Annotated in this window: 22 protein-coding genes and 1 tRNA gene; 15 read left to right on the forward strand and 8 right to left on the reverse strand. The window is 70.1% G+C overall.

Annotated elements, in window-relative coordinates; all coding sequences use genetic code 11:
* Nucleotides 1-95: 95 nt before the first annotated feature.
* From P6F26_RS04180 to P6F26_RS04200, 5 genes are all read left to right on the forward strand, one after another.
* Nucleotides 96-746 carry an outer membrane protein gene (locus P6F26_RS04180; protein WP_278027388.1) on the forward strand — a complete coding sequence of 217 codons (651 nt, stop codon included), beginning with the start codon at nucleotides 96-98 and terminating at the stop codon, nucleotides 744-746.
* Nucleotides 747-987: 241 nt separating this feature from the next.
* Nucleotides 988-2,391, forward strand: a complete 1,404-nt coding sequence (cysS, locus tag P6F26_RS04185; RefSeq protein WP_278027389.1) for a cysteine--tRNA ligase — start codon at nucleotides 988-990, stop codon at nucleotides 2,389-2,391.
* Between the two features lie 31 nt (nucleotides 2,392-2,422).
* Complete coding sequence (cimA, locus tag P6F26_RS04190) at nucleotides 2,423-4,054, forward strand: citramalate synthase (RefSeq protein ID WP_278027390.1); 1,632 nt, start codon at nucleotides 2,423-2,425, stop codon at nucleotides 4,052-4,054.
* Nucleotides 4,055-4,109: 55 nt separating this feature from the next.
* Nucleotides 4,110-4,862 carry a class I SAM-dependent methyltransferase gene (locus P6F26_RS04195; protein WP_278027391.1) on the forward strand — a complete coding sequence of 251 codons (753 nt, stop codon included), beginning with the start codon at nucleotides 4,110-4,112 and terminating at the stop codon, nucleotides 4,860-4,862.
* On the forward strand, nucleotides 4,859-5,629 hold the full coding sequence (locus P6F26_RS04200) for a squalene/phytoene synthase family protein (RefSeq protein ID WP_278027392.1): 771 nt from the start codon (nucleotides 4,859-4,861) through the stop codon (nucleotides 5,627-5,629). Before P6F26_RS04195 ends, P6F26_RS04200 begins: the two co-directional genes overlap by 4 nt.
* A 1-nt stretch (nucleotide 5,630) precedes the next feature.
* Here P6F26_RS04200 and P6F26_RS04205 read toward each other — a convergent pair whose 3' ends face one another.
* A complete protein-coding gene (locus P6F26_RS04205) occupies nucleotides 5,631-6,878 on the reverse strand; it encodes an MFS transporter (protein WP_278027414.1) in 1,248 nt (415 codons plus the stop codon).
* Between the two features lie 94 nt (nucleotides 6,879-6,972).
* Between P6F26_RS04205 and P6F26_RS04210 the strand changes: the two genes are divergently transcribed.
* Both P6F26_RS04210 and P6F26_RS04215 read left to right on the forward strand, forming a co-directional pair.
* Nucleotides 6,973-7,599 carry a DNA-3-methyladenine glycosylase family protein gene (locus P6F26_RS04210; protein WP_278027393.1) on the forward strand — a complete coding sequence of 209 codons (627 nt, stop codon included), beginning with the start codon at nucleotides 6,973-6,975 and terminating at the stop codon, nucleotides 7,597-7,599.
* Nucleotides 7,596-8,264, forward strand: coding sequence for an alpha/beta hydrolase (locus tag P6F26_RS04215; protein ID WP_278027394.1), 669 nt, complete (start codon nucleotides 7,596-7,598; stop codon nucleotides 8,262-8,264). The genes P6F26_RS04210 and P6F26_RS04215 overlap by 4 nt, the downstream gene beginning before the upstream one ends.
* A 3-nt stretch (nucleotides 8,265-8,267) precedes the next feature.
* On the opposite strand, the gene P6F26_RS04220 is transcribed toward P6F26_RS04215, so the two are convergent.
* Nucleotides 8,268-8,699: a VOC family protein gene (locus P6F26_RS04220; protein ID WP_278027395.1), complete on the reverse strand. Its 432-nt coding sequence runs from the start codon at nucleotides 8,697-8,699 to the stop codon at nucleotides 8,268-8,270.
* 251 nt (nucleotides 8,700-8,950) lie between these two features.
* On the opposite strand from P6F26_RS04220, the gene P6F26_RS04225 reads away from it, so the two are divergent.
* The 5 genes from P6F26_RS04225 to pgi all read left to right on the forward strand — a co-directional run bounded on the left by P6F26_RS04225 (nucleotide 8,951) and on the right by pgi (nucleotide 14,586).
* Complete coding sequence (locus P6F26_RS04225) at nucleotides 8,951-9,547, forward strand: HNH endonuclease (RefSeq protein WP_278027396.1); 597 nt, start codon at nucleotides 8,951-8,953, stop codon at nucleotides 9,545-9,547.
* A 122-nt stretch (nucleotides 9,548-9,669) separates the two neighbouring features.
* The gene (gene speB / locus P6F26_RS04230; RefSeq protein WP_278027397.1) at nucleotides 9,670-10,626 is read left to right on the forward strand and encodes an agmatinase; all 957 of its coding nucleotides are present in this window, start codon (nucleotides 9,670-9,672) and stop codon (nucleotides 10,624-10,626) included.
* A gap of 213 nt (nucleotides 10,627-10,839) precedes the next feature.
* Nucleotides 10,840-12,294 carry a glucose-6-phosphate dehydrogenase gene (gene zwf / locus P6F26_RS04235; protein WP_278027398.1) on the forward strand — a complete coding sequence of 485 codons (1,455 nt, stop codon included), beginning with the start codon at nucleotides 10,840-10,842 and terminating at the stop codon, nucleotides 12,292-12,294.
* Complete coding sequence (gene pgl, locus P6F26_RS04240; protein ID WP_278027399.1) at nucleotides 12,291-12,962, forward strand: 6-phosphogluconolactonase; 672 nt, start codon at nucleotides 12,291-12,293, stop codon at nucleotides 12,960-12,962. The genes zwf and pgl overlap by 4 nt, the downstream gene beginning before the upstream one ends.
* A 10-nt stretch (nucleotides 12,963-12,972) precedes the next feature.
* On the forward strand, nucleotides 12,973-14,586 hold the full coding sequence (gene pgi, locus P6F26_RS04245) for a glucose-6-phosphate isomerase (RefSeq protein ID WP_278027400.1): 1,614 nt from the start codon (nucleotides 12,973-12,975) through the stop codon (nucleotides 14,584-14,586).
* 73 nt (nucleotides 14,587-14,659) lie between these two features.
* Here the strand turns inward: pgi and P6F26_RS04250 are convergent, their stop codons facing one another.
* Complete coding sequence (locus P6F26_RS04250) at nucleotides 14,660-15,151, reverse strand: acyl-CoA thioesterase (RefSeq protein ID WP_278027401.1); 492 nt, start codon at nucleotides 15,149-15,151, stop codon at nucleotides 14,660-14,662.
* A gap of 145 nt (nucleotides 15,152-15,296) precedes the next feature.
* Here P6F26_RS04250 and P6F26_RS04255 point away from each other — a divergent pair, with 145 nt between their 5' ends.
* Nucleotides 15,297-17,732: a GcvT family protein gene (locus P6F26_RS04255; protein ID WP_278027402.1), complete on the forward strand. Its 2,436-nt coding sequence runs from the start codon at nucleotides 15,297-15,299 to the stop codon at nucleotides 17,730-17,732.
* Between the two features lie 17 nt (nucleotides 17,733-17,749).
* Here P6F26_RS04255 and P6F26_RS04260 read toward each other — a convergent pair.
* The 5 genes from P6F26_RS04260 to P6F26_RS04280 all read right to left on the reverse strand — a co-directional run bounded on the left by P6F26_RS04260 (nucleotide 17,750) and on the right by P6F26_RS04280 (nucleotide 22,540).
* Nucleotides 17,750-17,823 (reverse strand) — tRNA-Gly (locus P6F26_RS04260).
* Between the two features lie 38 nt (nucleotides 17,824-17,861).
* Nucleotides 17,862-19,940, reverse strand: coding sequence for an ASKHA domain-containing protein (locus tag P6F26_RS04265; RefSeq protein WP_278027403.1), 2,079 nt, complete (start codon nucleotides 19,938-19,940; stop codon nucleotides 17,862-17,864).
* A gap of 216 nt (nucleotides 19,941-20,156) precedes the next feature.
* On the reverse strand, nucleotides 20,157-21,230 hold the full coding sequence (locus P6F26_RS04270) for a methyltetrahydrofolate cobalamin methyltransferase (protein WP_278027404.1): 1,074 nt from the start codon (nucleotides 21,228-21,230) through the stop codon (nucleotides 20,157-20,159).
* Nucleotides 21,231-21,256: 26 nt separating this feature from the next.
* Entirely contained in the window at nucleotides 21,257-22,189 is a 933-nt protein-coding gene (locus tag P6F26_RS04275; protein WP_278027405.1) for a methylenetetrahydrofolate reductase, read from the reverse strand.
* Between the two features lie 36 nt (nucleotides 22,190-22,225).
* Entirely contained in the window at nucleotides 22,226-22,540 is a 315-nt protein-coding gene (locus tag P6F26_RS04280) for a virulence factor (RefSeq protein ID WP_278027406.1), read from the reverse strand.
* A gap of 320 nt (nucleotides 22,541-22,860) precedes the next feature.
* Here P6F26_RS04280 and P6F26_RS04285 point away from each other — a divergent pair, with 320 nt between their 5' ends.
* Both P6F26_RS04285 and P6F26_RS04290 read left to right on the forward strand, forming a co-directional pair.
* Nucleotides 22,861-24,018 (forward strand): Ppx/GppA phosphatase family protein, encoded by a 1,158-nt coding sequence (locus P6F26_RS04285; protein ID WP_278027407.1) that lies wholly within the window; start codon nucleotides 22,861-22,863, stop codon nucleotides 24,016-24,018.
* Nucleotides 24,019-24,116: 98 nt separating this feature from the next.
* A complete protein-coding gene (locus P6F26_RS04290; RefSeq protein WP_278027408.1) occupies nucleotides 24,117-24,815 on the forward strand; it encodes an RlmE family RNA methyltransferase in 699 nt (232 codons plus the stop codon).
* Nucleotides 24,816-24,924 lie beyond the last annotated feature (109 nt).

Here is a 24,924-nt window from a genome sequence, read left to right on the forward strand (position 1 = left end):
GACGGCGCAACCAATGGACATGTGGTGCGTTGCAGGACTGGCGGACGCAATCGACGCTCCGCCACCTCGTCGAGCAAACGAAAGGACGACAAGACATGACCAGGAAAACGAACGCGGCGCGCGCGGGACGGCTGGCGATCACGGCAAGTGCGCTGTCCATGGCCGCCATGCCCGTTTTCGCAGGCGGCATCGCAGAACCCGCTCCGGCGCCGGCCGTCATCCCGGCGGCGCCCGCCCCGGCGCCCAGCGCCGACTGGACGGGGTTCTATGCAGGTGGCCAGCTGGAATACGGCGATGTCGGCGTCGGGCTCAATGCCGACCTCATCGGCAGCATCACCGAGGACGAGGACACGACCGGCGACGGCTTTCTCGGCGGCGTCTTCGCGGGCTACCGCTATGACCTCGGCGATTACGTCATGGGCGTCGAGCTCGACCATAACGCGGCCGACATCGACCTCGACAACGGCAGCCTCGAAAGCATTTCGCGGCTCGGCGTGGAGGCCGGCTTCGACGCGGGCCGCGCGCTGTTCTACGGAACCGCCGGCGCTGCCAATGCCCGCATCGACGTGGCGGGCGATACCTCCAGCAGCAACGGCTACTTCTACGGCGTCGGCATGGACTACGCCGTGACGCAGCAGGTCACCGTGGGCGCCGAGCTTCTCCAGCACGAGTTCGACGACTTCGACAATGGCGGCGAGGACGTGGACGCCACCACCTTCGGCATCAACGCGGCCTTCCGCTTCTGATCCGATCGTCGTCACCGTCCAAAGAGGGCCCGGGCGTTCGCGTCCGGGCCTTTCTCGTGTCCTCCGCCCGCCTTGCCCCCGCACGAAGCCTCAGGCCCGTGCGCGCGGCCGGCCACATGGGCTCGGACCTTCGCGCGCCCCGGGCGCTTCCCGCCCCCCCCTGCAGTGTGGTTTCCTTCGCCCGCGCAACCTGCTAGGTCCGCGCCGCGCGGAAGGCGCGCAGACCGGGTGGAGGGGGTTCATGGTCGAGATCAGGCTGCGGAACTCGATGACGCGACAGGTGGAGCGGCTGGAGCCGATCGACCCCTCGAACGTGCGGATGTATGTGTGCGGCCCGACGGTCTACGAGCGCGCGCATCTCGGCAACGCGCGCCCCGCCGTGGTCTTCGACGTGCTGTTCCGCCTTCTGCGCCACGTCTACGGGGCTGACCGCGTCACCTATGTGCGCAACTTCACCGACGTCGACGACAAGATCAACGCCCGTGCCGCCCAGACCGGGAGGCCCATCGGCGAGATCACCGAGGAGACGATCGCATGGTATCTGCAGGACATGGCCGCACTCGGCGTCATGGAGCCCACGCACATGCCGCGCGCCACGCGCTACATCGGCGAAATGATCGCCATGATCGAGGACCTGATCGCGCGCGGTCACGCCTACGAGGCCGAGGGCCACGTCCTGTTCTCGGTCGCGAGCTACGAGGCGTATGGCCGGCTCTCGGGGCGCGCGGTCGACGACATGATCGCGGGCGCCCGCGTCGAGGTCGCCCCCTACAAGCGCGATCCGATGGACTTCGTGCTTTGGAAGCCGTCCGATGACGACCTGCCTGGCTGGGACAGCCCCTGGGGCCGGGGCCGGCCCGGCTGGCACATCGAATGCTCGGCCATGGCGCACGAGTTGCTTGGCGACAGCTTCGACATCCACGGCGGCGGCAACGACCTGATGTTTCCGCACCACGAGAACGAGATCGCGCAATCCGCCTGCGCCCACCCCGAGGGACATTTCGCCTCGATCTGGATGCACAACGAGATGCTTCAGGTCGAGGGCAGGAAGATGTCGAAGTCGCTCGGCAACTTCTTCACCGTGCGCGAGCTTCTGGACCAGGGCATCCCGGGCGAGGTGATCCGCTTCGTGTTCCTGTCCACGCATTATTCGAAGCCGATGGACTGGACGGCCGAAAAGGCGGTCGACGCAGAAGCGACACTGCACGGCTTCATCGAAACCGTCGCGACCGTTCCAGATCCAGGCCTCGCGAGGGAGGTCACGGGGAAACCGGATGCCCGGATCGTTGAAGCACTGGCTGACGACCTCAATACGCATGGCGCCATAGCCCGGCTTTATGAGCTCCGCGATGCCGGCGACCCTGTTGCGCTCGCCCGAGGCGTCGTTTTCCTTGGATTGTTGTCGCCTGACGAACTCTTCGTCCGTGTGGAAGATCTCAAGACGGTCTGGCGACTGGCCGAGCCCGTGGCCACAAGGCTTCAGGCGATGCGTGAAACTGCCATGAAATCCAAGGATTTCAGTGAGGTGGACGCGATCAAGGCGCGACTGTCGGAAGCCGGGTTCTCGGTGCGGATGGCGAAGGACGCTACGACGATCCGGCCTGAAATCGGGTTCGATCGCTCAGTTCTGGAGGGCTTGGTATGATCATCGGGACGGCGGGCATCCGGTGCGCACCATGACCCGCGACCGCCTCTACCTCTACGACACGACGCTCCGCGATGGGCAGCAGACGCAGGGCGTCCAGTTCTCGACGCCCGAGAAGGTCCGCATCGCCGAGGCGCTCGACGCGCTCGGGCTCGACTACATCGAGGGCGGATGGCCGGGTGCGAACCCCACGGATTCGGCCTTCTTCGACGCCGCGCCCCGGACCCGCGCCACGATGACGGCCTTCGGCATGACCAAGCGCGCCGGGCGCTCGGCGGCCAACGACGACGTGCTCGCCGCCGTGCTCAACGCGGGAACGCGGGCCGTGTGCCTTGTGGGCAAGACCCATGACTTCCATGTCACCGAGGCTCTGGGGATCGCGCTGGACGAGAACCTGCAGAACATCTCGGCCTCCGTCGCCCATGTCGTCGCCGAGGGCCGCGAGGCGCTGTTCGACGCCGAGCACTTCTTCGACGGCTACAAGGCGAACCCCGGCTACGCGTTGTCGTGCGCGCGCGCGGCCTTCGAGGCGGGCGCGCGCTGGATCGTGCTGTGCGACACCAACGGCGGCACGCTGCCCGGCGAGATCGGGCGGATCGTGGCCGAGGTGATCGCCTCGGGCATCCCCGGCGAGCACGTCGGCATCCATACCCACAACGACACCGAGACCGCCGTGGCGGGGAGCCTCGCCGCCGTCGAGGCGGGCGCGCGGCAGGTCCAGGGCACGCTCAACGGGCTTGGCGAGCGCTGCGGCAACGCCAACCTGACCTCGCTGATCCCGACGCTCCTTCTTAAGGAGCCGTGGGCGAGCCGCTTCGAGACGGGCATCACGCCCGAGGCGCTCGGCGGTCTCACGCGGACGTCGCGGATGCTCGACGACATCCTGAACCGCGTGCCGATGCGGCAGTCGGCCTATGTCGGCGCCTCCGCCTTCGCGCACAAGGCGGGACTGCACGCCAGCGCGATCGTCAAGAACCCTGCCACCTACGAGCACGTGGAACCCGCCCTCGTGGGCAACGCCCGCGTCATTCCGATGTCGAACCAGGCGGGGCAGTCGAACCTGCGCCGCCGCCTCAAGGAGGCGGGCATCGAGGTCGCGGACGGCGATCCGGCGCTGGCGGCGATCCTGCAGGACATCAAGGCGCGCGAGGACGAGGGCTATTCCTACGACACCGCGCAGGCCAGCTTCGAGCTGCTGGCGCGGCGGGCCCTCGGGATCATGCCCCGTTTCTTCGAGGTGAAGCGCTACCGCGTGACGGTCGAGCGGCGGAAGAACAAGTATGACCGCATGGTCAGCCTCTCGGAGGCCGTGGTCGTTGTGAAGATCGGCGCGGACAAGATGCTGTCGGTGTCGGAATCGATGGACGAGCACGGCGGCGACCGCGGCCCGGTCAACGCCTTGGCCAAGGCGCTTGCCAAGGACCTGGGGCCTTATCAGGGCTATATCGACGACATACGTCTGGTGGACTTCAAGGTGCGCATCACCCAGGGCGGCACCGAGGCGGTCACGCGCGTCGTGATCGACAGCGAGGACAGCTCGGGGCGACGCTGGGCGACGGTGGGCGTCTCGCCCAACATCGTGGACGCGAGTTTCGAGGCGCTGCTCGACGCGATCGAATGGAAGCTGGTGCGCGACGGCGCGCCAGAGGCCCCGAGCGTGTGACGCGCCTCGTTACGCGGCGGGCGAACCCAACCTGACAGGGAACTGATCGATGGACATGGACAGATTTCTCCGCTTCCACGAGGGCGTCTCGCGGCAGGGGCCTGGCACGCCGGACGACGTGTCCTGGGCGGTGAAGGCGGCCGGCACGAAGGCGGGGGCGCGGGTGCTCGACGCGGGCGCGGGCGTGGGCGAGGACATCCGCGCGCTCCGCGAGGCGATCCCGGAGGCGCGTGTCGTGGCGCTGGAGGCGCACGAGGGCTTCGTCGAGGCGATCTCGGGGCGCTACGGGCCCGAGGTGACGGCGATCCACGGCTCGATGGGGCCCCAACCGGGCTTCGACGGGTCGGCGCCGGTCGATCTGGCCGAAAACGGCCCCTTCGACCTGATCTGGTCGGCGGGCGCCATCTACTTCGTGGGCGTCGGGACGGCGTTGGAGCACTGGAAGGGCGCGCTGGCCGAAGGCGGCGCCGCAGCCTTCACCGCGCCCGTGTTCTTCACCGACACGCCGTCCGAGGAGGCGGTGGCGTTCTGGCAGGGCGACAAGGTGGACACCGTCGGGGCGCTGAGGGACGCGGTCGCCGGGGCCGGGTACCGCATCCTCGCCGAACGCCGCGAACCCGATGCGGGCTGGGAGGCCTATTTCGCGGCGCAGGCCGTCCGTATCGCGACGCTGCGCGAGGACATCCTGCAGGGCCGCGAAGACGCCGCGATGGCCGAGATCCTCGACCAGGCCGAGCACGAGGCCGAGGCGTGGCGCAAGCTGAAGGACGAGGTCGGCTACCACGCGGTCGTCGCGGCGCCGGCATGAGCCTTCAGGCCTGCGCCGGGCTGGTCGAGCGCGGCGATCCCGAACGCTTCCGCGCCACGATGGCCACCCCGCCCGAGGCGCGGCGCGTGCTGTTTCCGGTCTATGCCTTCAACGTCGAGGTCAGCCGTGCGCCCTGGGTCACGGAAGAACCGATGATCGCCGAGATGCGACTGCAATTCTGGCGCGACGTCGCCGAGGAGATCGGCCAGCGCGCGACGCCCCGGGCGCACGAGGTGGCCGCGCCCCTCGCCGAGGCGGTGCAACCGGAGGACTGGCACCTGCTCGACGGCCTCGTTGCGGCGCGCCGCTGGGACATCCACAAGGACGCCTTCGAGGACGAGGCGCATTTCGACGCCTATCTCGATGCGACGGGCGGAAACCTCGCATGGGCGGCGGCGCGCGCACTCGGGGCGCCCGACGCGGCCGAGCCCGTGGTCCGGGACGCGGCGTGGGCCTTCGCGCTGGCGGGCTTCCTGCGCGCGGTGCCGGAACTGGCGGCGCGGGGGCGCGTGCCGCTTCTGGATGGCCGGGACGAGGGGGTGGCCGCGCTGGCGGAGCGCGGAGTGTCACGGCTGGCGGCCGCCCGCGTCCGGCGGCGGCTCGTTCCGCGACGGGCGGGCTATGCGCTTTTCGCCGGCTGGCAGGCCGGGCCGCTTCTGGAACAGGCGCGCGCCGAGCCGTGGCGCGTGGGGCAGGGCGCGCTCGGCCTCGGGGCGGCGTCGCAGAGCTGGGGCCTGCTGCGCATGGGCCTCACGGGCCGCTGGTAGCTTAGGGAAAGGCGGTTTCCCGCGGCCTGAGCGCGAGGTAGATCAGCGCCCCCCCGGCCAGCGCGAGGAAAGGCACCATCGCGAGGTTGACCGCGTTCCAGCCCGCCACCACGTCCTGCCCCGAATTCATCAGCACGCCCGAGGCGAGCGAGGCGAAGGTCACGCAGCCGAACACGAGGAAGTCGTTCATGCCCTGCACGCGGCCGCGCTCCTCGATTGAATGGGCCTGCGTCAGCAGCGCCGTGGCGCCGATGAAACCGAAGTTCCAGCCGACGCCAAGCAGGACCAGCGCGCCGAAGAACTGGAACAGCTCCACCCCGGTCAGCGCGATGCCGCCCGCGAGCGCCAGCAGGAACAGCCCGATCCCCACGATGCGCATGGCGCCGAAACGCGCGATCAGGTGGCCCGTGAAGAAGGACGGCGCGAACATCGCGACCACATGGGCCGAGACGACGTCGGCCGCCGTGCCGGTCCCGAAGCCGCAGCCGACCATGGCCAGCGGCGTCGAGGTCATCATCAGGTTCATCAGCGCGTAGGAGACCATCGCGCAGATGATGGCCACCGCGATCTTCGGGTCGCGCAGAAGCTCCAGCCGGGTCCGGCCGGCGGGCGCGTCCGGCGCGGGGGGCCTCGGCTTCGGTACGTCGAGCGCAAGAAACAGCGCCGCGCCGAGCGCGTTGATCGCGACCACGGCGAGGTATGTGCCGACGAAGGGCACCACGGTCGCCTCGGCCGTGAGCTTCACCAGTTGCGGACCGATCAGGGCCGATACGAGGCCGCCCGCCATGACGTAGGAGATCGCCTTTGGACGGAACGTCTCGGATGCCGTGTCGGCGGCGGCGAACCGGTAGAAGCCCTGCGCCGACATGTAGATGCCGGTGAGGTAGGAGCCGAGGAGAAAGACCGGGAAGCTGTCGATCCAGAGGCCCCATGCCGCGAGCAGGCCGCCGAGGCCGCCCCCGAGCACGCCGGCAAGGAACCCCGCGCGCCGCCCGAAACGCTGCATCAGCGCCGATAGCCACGGCGCGGTCGTCATCGAGCCGAAGACGATCAGCGAGATCGGGATCGTGGCGAGCGCCGGCGTGGGCGCGATCGTCAGGCCGGCAAGCCCGCCGATGACGAAGATCATGGGCATCTGGCTGCCCAGAAGCGCCTGCGCGGCCACGAGCACGGAGACGTTGCGCCGCGCGCGGCGATCGTCGGAAAGGCTGTCGTCGGAGGGGGGGTGGGAAAGGCTGGCGTCGGTCATGGCCAGAGCGCTACAGGATGGCAGGGGCGTGGTCCAGAGCATCCGCCGCCGCAGCGCGGGCGGGCCGCGCCGCACCGAGGGAAGGAGCGGGGACATGACGCCGCGCATCATCGCGACCGAAGCGGATCTCGCCGCCGCGGCGGAGGAGCTGGTGGCGCTCGAGCCGCGCTTCGGGCCCGTGGTGGCGGCCGGTCCGCTGCCGATGCGACGGCGCGCCGACGGCTTTGCGGCGCTTCTGTCGGCGATCGTGGCGCAGCAGGTCTCGACCGCGAGCGCGGCGGCGATCTGGTCGCGCCTCGAGGCGGCGGGCCTCGTTACGGAGGCGGCGGTCGCGGCGGCTGACGACGGCGCGCTCAGGGCCTGCGGTCTCAGCCGCCCCAAGATGCGCTACGCCCGCGCGCTGGCCTCGGCCGGACTCGACTGGACGGCGTTGCGCGACGCGCCCACGGACGGCGTCGTCGGGACGCTGACGACGGTGCCGGGGGTCGGCCGGTGGACGGCCGAGATATACGCCAAGTTCGCGCTCGGCCATGCCGACGCCTTCGCCGCCGGCGATCTCGCCCTGCAGGAGGCCGCGCGGCGGCTCTTCGGCCTCGAGGCCCGCCCGCCCGAGCGTGACCTGCGGGCCATGGCCGAGGGCTGGCGCCCGGTGCGGGCGGTTGCCGCCCGCGCGCTCTGGGTCTACTACCGCCTCGACACCGACCGGGAGGGCGTCTTGTGAGCAGGGTCTTGGAATACGGGCGGAAAGCGCCCTCGGCGGGGCGCGCCTCGAACCTCGTGATCTTCCTTCACGGCTACGGGGCGGACGGCAACGACCTGCTCGGCCTCGCCGATCCGCTGGCCCCGCACATGCCCGGCACCGTCTTCGTCGCGCCGAACGCGCCCGAGAAGTCGGCGATGAACCCGATGGGCTACCAATGGTTCCCGATCCCGTGGATCGACGGCTCTTCCGAGGAGCAGGCGATGGAGGGGATGGCCCGCGCGGTGGACGACCTTGACGCCTTTCTCGACCGCGTCATGGCCGAGGAAGGCATCGCCGCCGCCCGCACCGTCCTTGTGGGCTTCAGCCAGGGCACGATGATGAGCCTTCACGTCGCGCCCCGCCGGTCCGAGGCCGTGGCGGGCGTGGTGGGGTTCTCGGGGCGCCTTCTGTCGCCCGAGACGCTTGCCGACGAGGTTGTCGTGCGCCCCCCCGTCCTCCTGATCCACGGCGACCAGGACGACGTCGTGCCGCCGCAGAGCCTGCCCGAGGCGGCCGAGGCCTTGCAGAAGGCCGGCTGGAACGAAGTCTATGCCCACGTCATGAAGGGCACCGCGCATGGCATCGCCCCCGACGGCCTGTCGGTGGCGCTTGCCTTCATGCGCGAGAAGCTCGGCCTCGGCTGAGGGCTAGGCCCCGGCCCAGAGCCGGGGTTCGGCGAATTCCACCGAGTTGCCGGCCGGGTCGCGCAGGTAAAGCGACCGCGCGCCGTTCGGCCACCGGAAATCGGACTCGATCCCGACGCCCGCGGCCTCCAGGCGCGCGCGCATCGCAGCGATCGCGGGCCCGCTCGCGGCGAAGCAGACATGCCCCGGCCCCCGCGCGCCGTGTGGGGGAACGGGCAGCGCGCCCGGGGGCGCGGTCGTCTCGGTCGCGTCGGGATTGAACACCAGAAGCACCGTCGCCCCGAGCTTGTAGAAGACGTGCCTGTCGCCCGCCCGCGCGATCCGGCGCAGTCCCAGAAGGCCGCCGTAGAAGGCCTCGGCGGCGTCGAGATCGGGGGCGTAGACCGCCGCCTCGAGGATCGCGTCGGGGATGGGGGCTTCTGGAAGATCCGGCATGGGCCTGCCTCCGGGGCGTATCGGGTTCGGGCGCGCCTGCGCCGCGCGCGCGGCCTGCCCGCATGTCGCGGGCCCTGCCGTCACCGTCACGAAACTGTCAGGCGGGACCGCTAGACATGCGAACGTGATGGCACATTATCTGGTAAGGCTTGCCGGATTGCAAAGCCTAGATATAGTGTCGACAAGGCAGGGGCGGGGTGTCCCGTTCTGGTGCCCGACGGGAGGCAGACAGGGCGGGAGCGGAGTCATCCATGCAGGCTGCAGGCGACATCGATTTCAGAACCAGTTTCGTGCGCGAGCCGGGCGCCCTGAAGCAGAACCCGGCGCTCGTGCTCAATGCGGACTACCGGCCGCTGAGCTACTATCCGCTTTCGCTCTGGCCGTGGCAGGAGGCCGTGAAGGCGGTCTGGCTCGACCGGGTGCAGATCGTCGCGGAATACGACGAGACGGTGCGCAGTCCCTCCACGGTCATCCGCATTCCCTCGGTCGTGGTCCTCAAGGACTACATCAAGCCGCAGAAGCGCGTGGCCTTCACGCGCTTCAACCTGTTCCTGCGCGACGAGTTCTCGTGCCAGTATTGCGGCGAGAAGGGCGATCTGACCTTCGACCACGTCGTGCCGCGTGCACGGGGCGGGGTGACGAGCTGGGAGAACGTCGTGGCCGCGTGTTCGCGCTGCAACCTGCGCAAGGGCGCGCGCAGCCTGCGCCAGTCGGGCCTCAGCCTGCGCAAGCCGCCACGCCAGCCGGGCGCGGAGGAGCTGCGCAACATGGGCCGCAAGTTTCCGCCGAACCACCTGCACGAAAGCTGGCTCGACTTCCTCTACTGGGACGCCGAACTGGAAGCGTGAGCGCGCGCCGCGGGACCGGCGTGCCGGGGGCGGCATGACTTTGGCGGTGCGCGTCACGGGGTGGCGTGACACCGGGCCGCCCAGCCGCTAGCCTCGCGCCGGAACAGGCGGAAGGGCGAGCGATGACCGACACGGATTGGGAACCCATCTCTGGCGCGGTGCTGCCGCGTTACGCGGGCGTGCCGACATTCATGCGGCTGCCGCATGTGCCGCAGGACGATCCCCGGCGCGTGGAGGTGGACATCGGCATCATCGGGATGCCTTGGGACGGCGCCACGTCGAACCGGCCCGGCGCGCGCCACGGCCCGCGCGGGCTGCGCGACGCCTCGACCATGATCCGCTCGATGAACGGCCACACGCGCCAGACGCCGTTCCGGTCGATGCACTGCGCCGACATGGGCGACGTCGCCATGAGCCCTGTCGACCAGGACGAGGCGCTGGCCGCCGCCGAGGCCGCGGTCGCGCAGATGCTCGGCGAGGGCATCCGCCCGGTCATGGTGGGCGGCGACCACCTGTGCACACTGACCGTGCTGCGCGCGCTCAGGGCGCATCGGGGCGAGGCCTTCGGGCTTGTCCTGCTCGACAGTCACACCGACCTCTACCCGCCTTATTTCGGGGGCAGGACGCTGACCCACGGGAACCCGTTCCGGCAGGCCATCGAGGAGGGATGCCTCGATCCGCACCGATGCTTCATGGCGGGGATGCGCGGCACCTCCTACAACAAGGAGGACATCGACTATGGCCGCGAGAAGGGCGTGCACATCGTCGAGATCGAGGAGTGCATGGCGCGGGGCTGGACCTCGGTCATGGAGGAGGCGCGCAGCGTCGCGGGCAGCGGCCCGGTCTATGCGAGCTTCGACATCGACTTCATCGACCCGGCCTTCGCGCCGGGCACCGGCACGCCCGAGGTGGGCGGGCCGACGAGCTTCGAGGCGATCCAGTGCGTGCGCAGGCTGCGCGGCCTCGACATCGTGGGGGCGGACCTCGTGGAGGTGTCGCCGCCGTTCGATCCCTCGGGCAACACCTCGTGGCTCGGCGCCTCGGTCCTCTTCGAGCTGATCTGCGCGATGGAGCCCTGAGGCGGGCCGCGAAAAGGGGGCTCCGCCCCCCGGCCTTCGGCCTCCCCCCGGAGTTTTTCGCAAGGATGAAGACCTGCGGTTGGAGAGGAGGCCCGCAACCGGTAGACTCGGGCAAAGGAAGGGTTTAGGCGTCTCGAACGGAGTTTGCGTTAGCGCTAACAAGAACTGCTCCGGCGGCGGGGTGCCGGAGCGAGGAACGCCAGGGAGAGACAGATGGTTTCGCGTGTCATTCCGGTCGACCCGTTCGACCTCGTGGTTTTCGGCGGCACCGGGGATCTGGCGCGGCGGAAGATCCTGCCCGCGCTCTACCGCCGCTTCTGCGACGGGCAGATGCCGCGTGAGGCGCGGATCATCGGCGCGGCGCGCACCCAGCAGCCGGCGGAGGCATGGCGCGCCTGGGTCGGCGAGGCGCTGGAGGAGTTCGTTCCGGCAGGACGGCGCGAGGAGGGGGCCACGCGCGCCTTTCTCGAGCGGCTGGACTACCTTGCGGTCGACGCGAAGGGCGACGGCGGCTGGAACGAGCTGCGCGAGCGGATGCGTCCGGAGGCCGTGCAGGCGTTCTACTTCTCGGTGGCCCCTGGCCTCTTTGGCGACCTTGCCGAGCGGCTGCACCGTTTCGACATCGCGCGCCCCGACGCGCGGATCGTCGTGGAAAAGCCCTTCGGCAACGACCTCGCCTCGGCGCGGGCGCTGAACAGGACGCTCTCGGAGGTGTTCGACGAGACGCAGATCTACCGGATCGACCACTACCTGGGCAAGGAGACGGTGCAGAACCTGATGGCGGTGCGCTTCGGCAACGTCCTGTTCGAGCCCTTGTGGAACACGCAATACATCGATCACGTCCAGATCACGGTCGCCGAGCAGGTCGGCGTGAGCGGGCGCGGGGCCTATTACGACCAGTCCGGCGCGATGCGCGACATGATGCAGAACCACCTCATGCAGCTTCTGTGCCTGACGGCGATGGAGCCGCCGAGCCGCTTCGAGCCAGACGCCGTGCGCGACGAGAAGCTGAAGGTGATCCGCGCGCTCGATCCGGTGGAGCCCGGCGACATCGTGCGTGGCCAGTACCGTGGCGGGCCTTACGTGCCGTCCTACGCCGAAGATGCCGAGAACCCCGACAGCCGCACGGAAAGCTTCATCGCCATGAAGCTGCACATCGCGAACTGGCGCTGGAACGGGACGCCCTTCTACCTGCGCACCGGCAAGCGGCTCAGGGCGCGCAAGTCCGAGATCGTGATCCACTTCAAGGAGCCGCCGCATTCGATCTTCGACGAGGATGCCGGCAGCCGCCACAACGTTCTGTCGATCCGGCTGCAGCCCGACGAGGGCATCGACCTGAGGGTGACGATCAAGGAGCCGGGGCCGGGGGGCATGAGGCTGATCGACGTGCCGCTCGACATGTCCTTCGCCGACGCGCTCGGGGCCGAGAGCGCGGACGTGCCCGACGCCTACGAGCGCCTGATCATGGACGTGATCCGGGGCAACCAGACGCTGTTCATGCGCGGCGACGAGGTGGAGGCCGCCTGGGCCTGGGCCGATCCGATCATCGAGGGCTGGACGCGGCGCGGGGACCGGCCCTTCGCCTATGAGGCGGGAAGCTCGGGCCCGGAGGAGGCGCTGATGCTGCTGCACAGGGATGGGCGGCGCTGGCGGGAGATCAGCGCATGACCTTCCTCGAATATCCGGACCGTGACCTGCTGATGCTCGACCTCGCCGACGTGATCGCAAGCGAGATCGCGGCGGCGCTGCGGCGCAACGACACCGTCACCGTCAGCGTTCCGGGCGGCACCACGCCGGGGCCCGTGTTCGACGTGCTGTGCGGGCAGAAGCTGGACTGGGGGCGGGTCGCCGTGGTGCCCAACGACGAGCGGTGGGTGCCCGAGGATCATCCGCGGTCGAACGCGAGGCTCATCCGCGAGCATCTTCTGGTGTCGGAGGCCTCCGCCGCGACGCTCGTCCCGCTGCATGCGCCGTTCGAGACGCCGGAGGAGGGGCTGGAGGCGCTTTCGCAGGGGTTGGAGCCTCATCTGCCGCTTTCGGTGCTTCTGCTGGGGATGGGGGCCGACATGCACACGGCGAGCCTGTTTCCCGGCGCGGACAACTTGGCCGCCGCGCTGGACGACGGGGCGCCGCCGCTGATGGCGATGCGCGCGGAGGGCGCGGGCGAGCCGAGGGTGACGCTGACCGCGCCGGTCCTTCGCGGCGCGATGAGCTGCCATGTGCTGATCACGGGGCGCGAGAAGCGCGAGGCGCTGGAGCGGGCGAGCCATCTCGATCCGATCGACGCGCCGATCCGTGCGGTGCTGGGGCAGGCCATTGTCCATTGGGCGGAATGAGGAGGACGCGATGACGACCACGGACATTCTCGACGACCTTCGGCGGCACCGCGCCGAGCGGGCGGCCGTCCGGATCCTCGATTTGTTCGAGGACCCCGGCCGGGCGCAGGCGTTCTCGGCGCGGGCCCTCGAGATGCTGTTCGATTTCTCGAAGACGGCGCTGGACGAGGAGGCGATGGCGCTTCTTCTGAAGCTCGCCCGCGCGGCGCGCGTCGAGGAGCGGCGCGAGGCGATGTTCCGGGGCGACAGGATCAACGAGACGGAGGGCCGCGCGGTGCTGCATACCGCGTTGCGCGCGCCCCGGGGCCCCATCGAGGTCGATGGCCAGGACGTGATGCCCGGCGTCCTTGAGACGCGCGCGCGCATGGCGGAGTTCGCGCGCGCCGTCCGGTCGGGCGAGATCGCGGGCGCGGGCGGGCCCTACACCGACGTGGTGAACATCGGCATCGGCGGCTCGGACCTTGGTCCGGCGATGGCGACGATGGCGCTTCGGCCCTACCATGACGGGCCGCGCCTGCACTACGTCTCGAACGTCGATGGCGCGCATGTCCACGACACGCTCGCGGGGCTCGACCCGCGCCGGACGCTGGTGATCGTGGCCTCGAAGACCTTCACCACGATCGAGACGATGACAAACGCCGAGACCGCGCGCGCCTGGATGGCGGGCGGCGTGGAGACGCCAGGCGCGCAGTTCGCCGCCGTCTCGAGCGCGGTGGACAGGACGGCGGCCTTCGGCATCGATCCCTCGCGCGTGTTCGGTTTCGAGGATTGGGTCGGCGGGCGCTATTCGATGTGGGGGCCCATCGGCCTGGGGCTTGCCATCGCGGTCGGGCCGGAGGCGTTCGGAGAGGTCCTTGCCGGCGGTCACGACATGGACACGCATTTCCGCGAGGCTGCGTTGGCGGAGAACATGCCCGTCCTGCTGGCGCTCGTGGGTATTTGGCACAACCAGGTCTGCGGCCACGCGACGCGCGCGGTGCTGCCCTACGAGCAGCGGCTCGCGCGTCTGCCCGCCTATCTCCAGCAGCTGGAGATGGAGAGCAACGGCAAGCGCGTGGCGATGGACGGCACGGAGCTGACGGAGAATTCGGGCCCCGTGGTCTGGGGCGAGCCCGGCACCAACGGGCAGCATGCGTTCTACCAGCTGATCCACCAGGGCACGCGCATCGTGCCGTGCGAGTTCATGGCTGGCGCGGAGGGTCACGAGCCGGAGCTTGCGCATCAGCACCGGCTCCTCCTGGCCAATTGCCTGGCGCAATCCGAGGCGCTGATGCGGGGCCGGTCGCTGGACGAGGCGCGGGCGATGATGGCCGCGAAGGACCTGCGGGGGGACGAGCTGGAGCGGCAGGCGCGCCACCGGGTGTTTCCGGGCGACCGGCCGTCCACGACGCTTCTCTATCGCAAGCTGACGCCGCGGGTGCTGGGCCGGATCATCGCGCTCTACGAGCACAGGGTGTTCGTGGAGGGCGTGATCCTGGGGATCAACTCGTTCGACCAGTGGGGCGTGGAGCTGGGCAAGGAGCTGGCCAATGCGCTTGAGCCGGTGCTGAGCGGAGCCGTGGACGGGGCGGACAAGGACGGCTCGACCCGCGCGCTGGTGGCCTACGCGAGGGGCGAGGGCTAGGAGGCCCGTCCCGGCGGCGGCGCGCGCGGCTGCGTCGCATTGCGTATTTGGGGAAAGATGAAGGGGCGGGGCTTCAGGCGCCTTCGGCGTGGGCGCCGTCGAGGTCGAGGAAGGCCTGCCGGCCGGCCGGGGGGATCGGGTGGCGCCCCGCGCCGTCCCGCGCGAGCAGGACGACCACCGCCTCGCCGGTGGTGGTCAGGCGCGCAGTGCCGCCTTCGTCGGGGAGCCAGACCGCGAATTCCATCGTGAAGGAGGTCCGGCGAAAGGCACGCGTGCGGCCCGTCACCACGTAGTCCATGCCGACGAACAGTTCCGCGTGGTAGTCGCAGCTGGTCCGCTTGAGCACGAGACGGGGGCTGTCGGGCCCGTAGTCGGTGATGCCGCGCGCCTCGAGGTATGGGAGGCGGAAGCTTTCGAACCAGGTGAGGTAGGCCGTGTTGTTGACGTGGCCGAGGGCGTCGATCTCGGCGAAACGCACGCGGTCGGCGAGGCCGAAAGCCCAGGGCTCGGGGATGCCGAGGGCGCGCAGGGTCGGGACATGGAGGGGCGTGTGATAGGCGAGCATGGCGCAAGGGTCTGGCCCGGACGGCGCGCGGGCGCAAGGGGTGCGTTGCGTGGACTGCGCAATTGGACGCCATGGTGTCGCGGACGGACATGACCCGGGCGTCGGGCGGCTGGGATGGTGACGGGCGAGCAAGCCGGAGGTTTCCATGCGCACCCATGCCCAGGCCGTCGTGATCGGAGGCGGCGTCGTCGGCTGCTCGATCCTCTATCACCTTGCGCGGCTTGGCTGGTCGGAGGTCGTGCTGCTGGAGCGCGACGAGCTGACCAGCGGTTCGACCTGGCACGCGGCGGCGAACATCCACGGGCTCCACGACAGCACCAACATCTCGCGGCTTCAGCACTACACGATGCGCCTCTATCGCGAGCTCGAGGAGGAGACCGGCCAGTCCTGCGGCGTGTTCCAGCCCGGATCGCTCTACCTTGCGCAGACCGAGGCGCGGGAGCACCAGCTGAGGCTGCAGGAGGCGCGGGCGCGGCGCTACGGCATGGCCTTCCATGAGGTCACCCGCGCGGAGGCCGAGCGGCTGCATCCGCTCGTCGATTTCGACGGCGTACGCTGTATCATGTTCGAGCCCGACGGCGGCAACGTCGATCCTTCGGGCGTGACCAACGCCTACGCGATCGGCGCGCGCCGGCGTGGCGCGGAGATCCACCGCTTCACGCCCGTGACCGCGACCGAGGCGCAACCGGACGGGACGTGGATCGTGCGCACCGACAAGGGCGACATCCGCACGCCCTGGGTGGTGAACGCGGCCGGCCTCTGGGGGCGGGAGGTCGCGCGGATGGCCGGGGTCGAGCTGCCGCTCCTTCCCACCGAGCACCAGTATTTCGTGACGGAGACGATTGCCGAGATCGCCGCGCTGGACCGCAGGCTGCCGTCTGTCGCGGACCGCGATGGCGAGTACTACCTGCGCCAGGAGGGCAAGGGCCTGCTGGTGGGCGCCTACGAGCGCGACGTGCGGTTCTGGGCCGAGGACGGCACGCCGCAGGGCTTCGGGCACGAGCTTTTCGCCGACGACCTTGAGCGGATCGAGGACAATATCCTGCGCGCGATGGCGCGGGTGCCGGTCGTGGGCGAGGCAGGGATCAAGCGGGTGATCAACGGGCCGATGATCTGGTCGCCGGACGCCTCGGCGCTGTTCGGGCCGGTGCCGGAACTGGATGGCTACTTCTGCTGCAACGGGATCATCCCGGGCTTCTCGCAGAGCGGCGGCCTGGGCAAGCTCGCCGCCGAGTGGATGGTCGAGGGCGAGCCCTCGCTCGACATGTTCGGCTGGGACGTTGCGCGCTTCGGCGCATGGGCGGGCCGGGCCTTCACGAGGGCGCGCGTGGCCGACCAGTACGCGAACCGCTTCAAGATCCACTTTCCCGGCGAGGAGCGGGAGGCCGGGCGACCCGTGCGCACCCGTCCCGCCTACGGGATGCAGGCCGCGATGGGCGCGAAGTTCGGCCTGAACTACGGCTGGGAACATCCCCTGTTCTTCGATGCGGACGTCGAGGACAGCGCGGGCTTCACCCGGCAGCCGTGGTGGGATGTCGTGGGCCGCGAGGCGCGGATGCTGCGCGATCGGGCGGGCATCATCGACATCTCCAACTTCGCGAAATACCGCGTCGCGGGGCCGGGGGCGGAGGATTGGCTGAACGCGCTTCTGGCCAACCGGATGCCCACCGAGGTCGGCCGGTCCTGCCTGACGCCTCTGATCGGCAGCCGCGGCGGCGTGGCGGGCGACTTCACCGTCACCCGGCTTGGCCGCGAGGAGTTCTGGGTGCTGGGCGGGGGGGCGGCGGAACGCTTTCACCTGCGCTACGTCCGGGCGCTGCCCCTGCCGGAGGGGACGACCTTCGAAAGCCTGACCGAGCGTGTCTGCGGCTTCAACGTGGCGGGCCCCGAGGCGCGCAGGCTTCTGGCGCGCCTCACGGGCGCGGATCTCTCGAACGAGGCGTTCCCGTTCTTCCGCTCGGCCCGGATCACGGTGGCGGGCGTCGACGTCGTGGCGATCCGCGTCAGCTTCACGGGCGACCTGGGGTGGGAGCTGCACTGCGCGGAGGGCGACCAGGTCACGCTTTACCGGGCGCTTCTCGAGGCGGGGCGCGAGGTCGGCGCGGGCCCTGTCGGCAGTCGCGCGCTGATGTCGCTGCGGCTGGAAAAGGGATACGGCTCGTGGGGGCGGGACTATTCGCCGGAATACTGGCCGCAGGAGTCCGGGCTCGATGGCCTTGTCCGTCGGGACAAGGAATTCTTGAACAAGGATGCATGGTTGCGGATCGAAGCTCAGGCGCCGCGTGAAGAGATGGCGCTTCTGGAAATCGACGCGAAGGTGGCCGACGCAAGCGGGTCCGAGCCGATCTTCCTGCCCGACGGCACCCCGGTCGGCCAGGTGAGTTCGGGCGGCTATGGCCATACGGTCGGGAAGTCCCTGGCGATCGCCTATCTGAAGGCGGGCCGGGTCGCGCCGGGCGAGGAGCTGCGGGTCGCGATCCTTGGGCGGCCCCATGCCGCGCGGCGTCTGGCCGAGGCCCCGTTCGACCCCAGGGGCTTGCGCCTGCGCGACAAGGCGTTGAGGGCGGAGCCCGCGGAATGACGCGATCGAGGGGTGTCTGGAGCGGGTAGCGGGAATCGAACCCGCGCGTTCAGCTTGGGAAGCTGACAGGCTACCATTACATCATACCCGCCGCCTGCCCGATGCGATACCGCAGCGCCGCGCCGGCCGTCAATCGGTTTCGGGACTGCGCTCTCGGGCCTCGGCGCGGGCGCGCCTGCGCCGACGCCGCGCGCCGTCCTCGCCGCCGCCGGAGGCGCCGAAATGGACCTGCGGAAGCGGGGCGACCCTGGCGAGTTCGGGAAACGGGTCGACCGCGTGGGGCAGGGCGTTGGCGTTCACGAAATGCTCCTGGAAGCGCGGCTCGACCGCCGTCTCGATCTTGCGGATCTCGCGCACCGTGCGCTCGATACGCTCGCGCTCGGACCGGTTGCACAGCGCGATGCGCGCGCCATGTCCGGCCGCGTTGCCCGCGCTCGTGACCTTGTCGAGCGGCGCGTCGGGGATCATGCCCAGCACCATCGCGTGCTTGGGGCTGATATGCGCGCCGAAGGCGCCGGCCAGCACCACGCGGTCGACACGGTCGACGCCGCGCTTGTCCATCAGCAGGCGCGCGCCCGCGTAAAGCGCCGACTTGGCGAGCTGGATCGCGCGGATGTCGCCCTGCGTGACGAGGATGCGCGGGCCGCCGGCCTCGGTCGCGTCGTGCAGCAGATAGGCATGGGTGCGCCCCTGCGCCTCGGCGCGGGGCGTGCCCGTGGCCTCCTCGCTGCCGATGAGGCCCGAGGCGTCCAGAAGGCCCGCCATCCGCATTTCGGCCACCGCCTCGATGATGCCCGAGCCGCAGATGCCGGTCACGCCGGTATCCTTCGTCGCCTCCGCGAAGCCCGGATCGGTGGACCAAAGATCGCAGCCGATGACCTTGAAGCGCGGCTCCTTCGTCCCGGGGTCGATCTCGACCCGTTCGATGGCGCCCGGCGCGGCGCGCTGCCCGGCGCTGATCTGCGCGCCCTCGAACGCGGGGCCTGTGGGCGAGGAGCAGGCCAGCACGCCCGAACGGTCGCCGAGCAGGATCTCGGCGTTCGTGCCCACGTCGACGATCAGCACGAGGTCCTCGGACCGGTCCGGCGCCTCGGCCAGCGCGACGGCGGCGGCGTCGGCGCCGACATGGCCCGCGATGCAGGGAAGGAGGTAGACCTTCGCAGTCGGGGCGATGGTCGCAAGCTCCAGGTCGCGCGCGCCCAGCGTGACGCTGTCGGCGGTCGCCAGCGCGAAGGGCGCCTGTCCGAGTTCCACGGGGTCGATGCCCAGCAGAAGGTGATGCATCACCGGGTTGCACACGATCACCGCCTCGAGGATCAGCGAGCGCGCGATGCCCGCTTCGGTGGCAAGCTCGGTGGCGAGCGTCGACATCGCCTCGCGCACGGCGCGCGTCATCTCGCGGTCGCCGCCGGGGTTCATCATGGCGTAGGAGACCCGGCTCATCAGGTCCTCGCCGAAGCGGATCTGCGGGTTCATGATGCCCGCCGAGGCCAGCACGCGCCCGTCGGCGAGGTCGCACAGGTGTGCAGCGATCGTGGTGGAGCCCAGATCGACGGCAAGCCCGTAAAGGCCGGCCTCGTGCAGTCCCGGCCAGACGCCGAGGATCTCGCAGTCGTCGGATCCCGCGGGCTGGTGAAGGGCGACGCTCACCTGCCAGCCGCCCTTGCGCAGGGCGGGCTGGAGGCCTTGCAGCACGGGCAGCGAGGCGGTGACGCGCGCAATGCCCCATTGCTCGGCCAGCGCGTCGCGCAGCCGTTCCAGATCGCCCGAGGGCTCGTGCATGTCGGGCTCGACCACCTCGACGAGGACAAGCCGCGTGGCGGGGTCCATCACGATGGGCTTGGCCGAGGCCGCCTTGCGCACGACCTGGCGGTGGACCTGGCTTTCGGCGGGCACGTCGATCACGACGTCGCTCTGAACCGTCGCCTGGCACCCCAGGCGGCGCCCTTCCTTCAGGCCCCGCACGCGGTCGTAGCGTTCCTCGACCGCGTTCCACTCCGACAGGGCGCCCGGTTGGACGTGGACGCCGTGCTTGGGGAAGTCGCCGTAGGACGGCGCGACCTGGCACTTGGAGCAGATGCCGCGCCCGCCACAGACCGAGTCGAGGTCGACGCCAAGCTGGCGCGCGGCGGTCAGGATCGGCGTGCCGACGGGAAAGCGGCCGCGTTTGCCGGACGGGGTGAAGATGACGAGGGGGTCGCTGGACATGGTCGCGGTCCTTCTAGCGGCAATTGCGCGTGACGGCCAGACGGCCTGGCGTGGCGCGGTGCGGGCCGGCGAGCTGGATCGTGGCGTGGTCCGGCCGCGGCCAGCGGCAAACAGGAACCCTGCCCGCCACCTGGGCGCGGGCCGGATCCAAGGCCGGGATGATCGCGTCTTTGCGCGGCACGTCGGGTCCTGCGCTTGTGTTGCGCCGGGGCGCGTTCAGCCTGCGCGACGCCGCCGGCGCCCGCCCGCGCGCCCACCCTGCGGCGCCGCGTCGGGATCCTGGTTGAAGCGGATCCACGCGCCGCCGCCATCGTCCTGGTCCATCAGGAAATTGGCCGCGCGGATGGCTTCCATCTCCTTGCCGGCGCGCGGCATGGTGGAGCCCATGCCGAAAAGCTTGACGAAGGTCTCGTCGTCCATGTCGGGCGGCAGGATGATCCCGGCCTCCTCCACCTGCGCCTTCTTTTCTGCGATCTTCCTGGGCCCGACCGGAAGCGCCACGGGGTTCATGATCGCGCTCGTCATTCCGGCGCCGTAAGCCATCGGCAGGAAGGCGTTGTTGATCCCGTGGCGGTTCGGCAGCCCGAACGAGATGTTGGACGCTCCGCAGGTGGTGTTCACGCCAAGTTCCTCACGCAGGCGGCGCACGAGGGTGAAGACCTGCAGCCCGGCGGTCTTCATCGCGCCGATCGGCATGACCAGCGGATCGACCACGATGTCATGGGCGGGAATGCCGAAATCGGCCGCGCGCTCGACGATCTTCTTCGCGACCGCGAAGCGCACGTCGGGATCCTCGGAGATGCCGGTGTCGTCGTTGGAGATCGCGACGACGGGCACGCCGTATTTCTTGACCAGCGGCAGCACGACCTCAAGACGCTCCTCCTCGCCCGTGACCGAGTTCACCAGCGGCCGCCCGTTCGCGGCCTCGAGGCCCGCCTGAAGCGCGCCGGGCACGGACGAGTCGATGCACAGCGGGCAATCGGTCACGGCCTGCACGACGCGGATCAGTTCCGGCATCAGCATCGGCTCGACGAAGTTGTTGTCCGCGTAGCGCGGATCCTCACCCATCTTGTTGGAAAAGACCGCGCCCGAGTTCACGTCGAGCACCGTCGCGCCGGCCGCGACCTGCGCGAGGGCGTCGGCCTCCACGCGGGAGAAGTCGCCGCGCTCGAGCTCCTCGTTGAGGATCTTGCGGCCGGTGGGGTTGATCCGTTCCCCGATCACGCAGAACGGCTGGTCGAAGCCGATCACTGTGGTGCGGGTCGCGGATTCGATGACGGTGCAGGTCATGTGTCTGCTGCTCTCTCTCGGTCTGGTCAGGCGCCGGCGGTCTCGGCGGGCCGGGCGGCCTCGCCACCATTGGCGGTGGCCCATTCGGCGTTCGCCCTGATGCCGCCCAGGGGGAAGAAATGGATGCGTTCGATGTTGCCCGCGCGCCCCGCCGCCTTCTCGGCGGCAAGCGCGCTCAGCAGGTCCGTGGGCTCCATCGGCTTCACGAGCCGCGAGACGTCCCTGGCCCGCTTCTGAAGCACGCCAAGCGAATTGCCCACGCCGCAGGCGATGGCGAACTTGATCAGCGTCTGCAGCTTGGCGGGCCCCGCGACTCCCAGGTGCACCGGCATCGCGATGCCCGCGGCCGCGAGGCGCTCGGCCCATGCGACGACCGGCGCCGCCTCGAAGGCGAACTGGGTCGCGATGGCGAATCTCGCATCCGAGCGGTTCGCGAAGTCCTGCTTCCAGCGCAGTGCCGCCAGGCACTCGCGCTCGCCGCCCTCGGGGTCGATGTCGCGGTTGCCCTCGGGGTGGCCTGCGACGTGCAGGCGGGTGAAGCCCGCGTCGTCGAAGAAGCCCGTCTCGAGAAGCTGCATGGAGGAATGGTATTCGCCGCGCGGCGTCGCGATGCCGCCGGCAAGGATCAGCGCCTGCGTGACGCCCGCCTCCTCGGCGTAGCGCCGGATCCACTCGGCCAGCGTCGCGGGCCCGGCGATCGAGCGCGCGGGGAAATGGGGCATCGGCTCGAAGCCCTCGTCCCGAAGCCGCCGGGCGGTGGCGACCATGTCGTCGATCGGCGTGCCGTCGATATGGGCCACGTAGACGCGCGTGCCCTTCGGCAGAAGCGTGCGGAAGTCATCGACCTTCTCGGCCGTGCGCGGCATCACCTCGATCGAGTAGTCCCGCAGGAGCGCCTCGATCCCGGCGCTCGGCGTCGGGGCCGCGGTCGCGGGCTTGCGGAAGGACAGAAGGGCCATGATCGTCTCCCAGAATGCGGCCAAGTCAGGCCCGTGTCATGCGGTCTGCGCTTCGGGGTCGAACCCCTCGGCGTCGACGAGCCGCTTCAGCGCGGCGGTGTCGTAAAGGGCGTCCAGCCGTGCGGCCTCGGCGGCGGCGATCTCGTCGGGGTCGCCGTCGGCCTCGCCAACTTCGACGCGGCGCCATTCGCGCAGGTAGGCGTCCTCGTCGCGCGCGCCGATCTTCATCGCCACGCGGTCGATGGCCTGCTCGAACCGTTCCGGCAGCGGCGCCTTCGAGCCGCGACGCCCCTTGCCGACGATCACCTGCGCGGGGATGTCGCGCCAGTAGACATGGGTGACGACGGGCATCGGGCGGTTCCTTTCCGGGCCTCGGGCCGCTGCGGTTTCGCGCACCATAGGCAACGCGCGCCGCCGCGACGCTCCGTTTTCGACATGGTGCAGGGCGGGAGCGACCCTGCACGCATTTTGACAATATCCCGCCGGACCTCGAAGGGCAGGGGGGCGCGACCCCCAAAATTCTCATGATGATGTTGAGGCGCCTCCCGTGCGGCCGGCCCTGGTCCGGCTCTGGGCCGGGGCGTGCCGGGGCGCGTCCGGGTCCGCAACGCCATTGTGAGGTGGCACCGGAATTGCTACATGTCGGATGACCAGAATTTTCGGAGGCCCGCATGTCGCGCAAGCGCAGCCGCGGCGCCGGTCCGTTCCCCAGACCCGCGGCGGGGGCGGTGATCTCCGCCCCCGCCGCAGACCCGCCTGTCGAACGGCGCCCAGCGCCCGACCATCGGCCCGATCCGGCCGACCTCTACGCCGCACTCGATCTCGGCACGAACTCGTGCCGGATGCTCATCGCCCAGCCGAAGGGCAACCAGCTTCACGTCGTGGACAGCTTCTCCAAGAGCGTCCAGCTCGGCCAGGGCCTCGAGGCGTCGGGCCGCCTCAGCCAGGCGTCGATGGCGCGCGCGGTGGGCGCGCTCAAGATCTGCCAGAGGAAGCTTCAGAAGCACCGGGTCGAACGGATGCGCCTCGTCGCCACCGAGGCCTGCCGCCGCGCGAGCAACGCGGCCGAATTCATCGCCCTCGTCGAGCGCGACACCGGCCTTGCGCTCGAGATCATCGAACCCGAGGAGGAGGCGCGGCTCGCCGTCGTGTCCTGCGCGCCGCTGGTCTCGACCAAGACCGAGCAGCTTCTGGTGGTGGACATCGGCGGCGGCTCGACCGAGCTGGTCTGGATCGATCTCTCGCGCGTGCCGCGCCCTGACAGGCCGCGCGCGATCATGCGCCTGCACCAGGGCTTCGACCACGAGGACACGGTGTTTCCCCGCGCCAAGGTCGTGGACTGGATCTCGATTCCGCTGGGCGTCGCCACGCTCAAGGACATGTATCACGACGTGGCCGACGACGGCGCGCGGTTCGCGCTGATGAGCTGGTTCTTCGAGGAGCAGCTGGCCGAATTCTCGCCCTACGACGACGCCGCCGACCAGGCGCGCGCGGGCTTCCAGATCATCGGCACCAGCGGCACGGTCACCACCGTCGCGGCCAGCCACCTCGGCCTGCGCCGCTACGACCGAAACAAGGTCGACGGCCTGCGCATGACCTCCGACCAGATCGATTCGGTGATCTCGGAATATCTCGCGCTCGGCCCCGAAGGCCGCAGGCGCGACCCGCGCATCGGGCGCGACCGGCAGACGCTGATCATGTCGGGCGCCGCCATCCTGCAGGCGCTTCTGAGGGCATGGCCCACCGACCGGCTGAGCGTGGCCGACCGCGGCCTTCGGGAGGGTCTGCTCTATGCGCAGATGTCACGCGACGGTGTCCTCGAGGAATAGGGCGGTGGCCCGCATCGTCTTGCGGCGTTGCGGCCGGGCGGGCCCTCGCTTACGTCGGGATTGCGTATTTTGAGAAAGATGAAGGGCGTGGTCGGACGATGAAGGCGAAGAGCGGGCGCGGCCAGCGCGACCTCAAGGTCAAGGTGAAGACGGCACGGGGACGCAAGCTGTCGTCCACCCGCTGGCTCGAGCGGCAGCTGAACGACCCCTACGTCCAGCGCGCGCGGCGCGAGGGCTTCCGCGGCCGCGCGGCCTTCAAGATCCTCGAACTGGACGACAGGTTCCGCTTCCTCGTTCCGGGCGCGCGCGTCGTCGATCTCGGGTGCGCGCCGGGGGGCTGGTGCCAGGTGGCCGTGCCGCGCATCAACGCGCTCGGCGACAGGGCCGGCAAGGCGCAGGGCCGCATCATCGGCGTCGACCTCAAGGAGGTGGAGCCGATCCCCGGCGCCGAGCTGCACGTCCTCGATTTCATGGAGGACGGCGCGGACGAGCGCATCAAGGAGTGGCTCGGCGGCCGCGCCGATGTCGTGATGAGCGACATGGCGGCGGCCTCTTCGGGGCACAAGCAGACAGACCACCTGCGCATCATCGCGCTTTGCGACGCAGCCGCCGAGCTTGCCTTCGACGTGCTCGAGCCTGGCGGCACCTTCGTGGCGAAGGTCCTGTCCGGCGGCGCCGAGGGCAGCCTGCAGGCCGCTCTGAAGCGGCGTTTCGACAAGGTGGCCAACGTCAAGCCGCCGGCTTCGCGCGCGGACAGCTCGGAAAAGTTCGTGGTGGCCACGGGCTTTCGCGGCTGAGCCACCCCGGACGCGTGTCGTTTCCACGGTCCTCGGGCTTCATCTTTCCGAAAATACGCGGCGCCGAAGGCGTCAGCGCCGGCGAGGGGCCTCGTGCCCCGAGGCGGCG

It is taken from the genome of Roseicyclus salinarum, assembly GCF_029624655.1.
Taxonomy (GTDB): Bacteria; Pseudomonadota; Alphaproteobacteria; order Rhodobacterales; family Rhodobacteraceae; genus Roseibacterium; species Roseibacterium salinarum.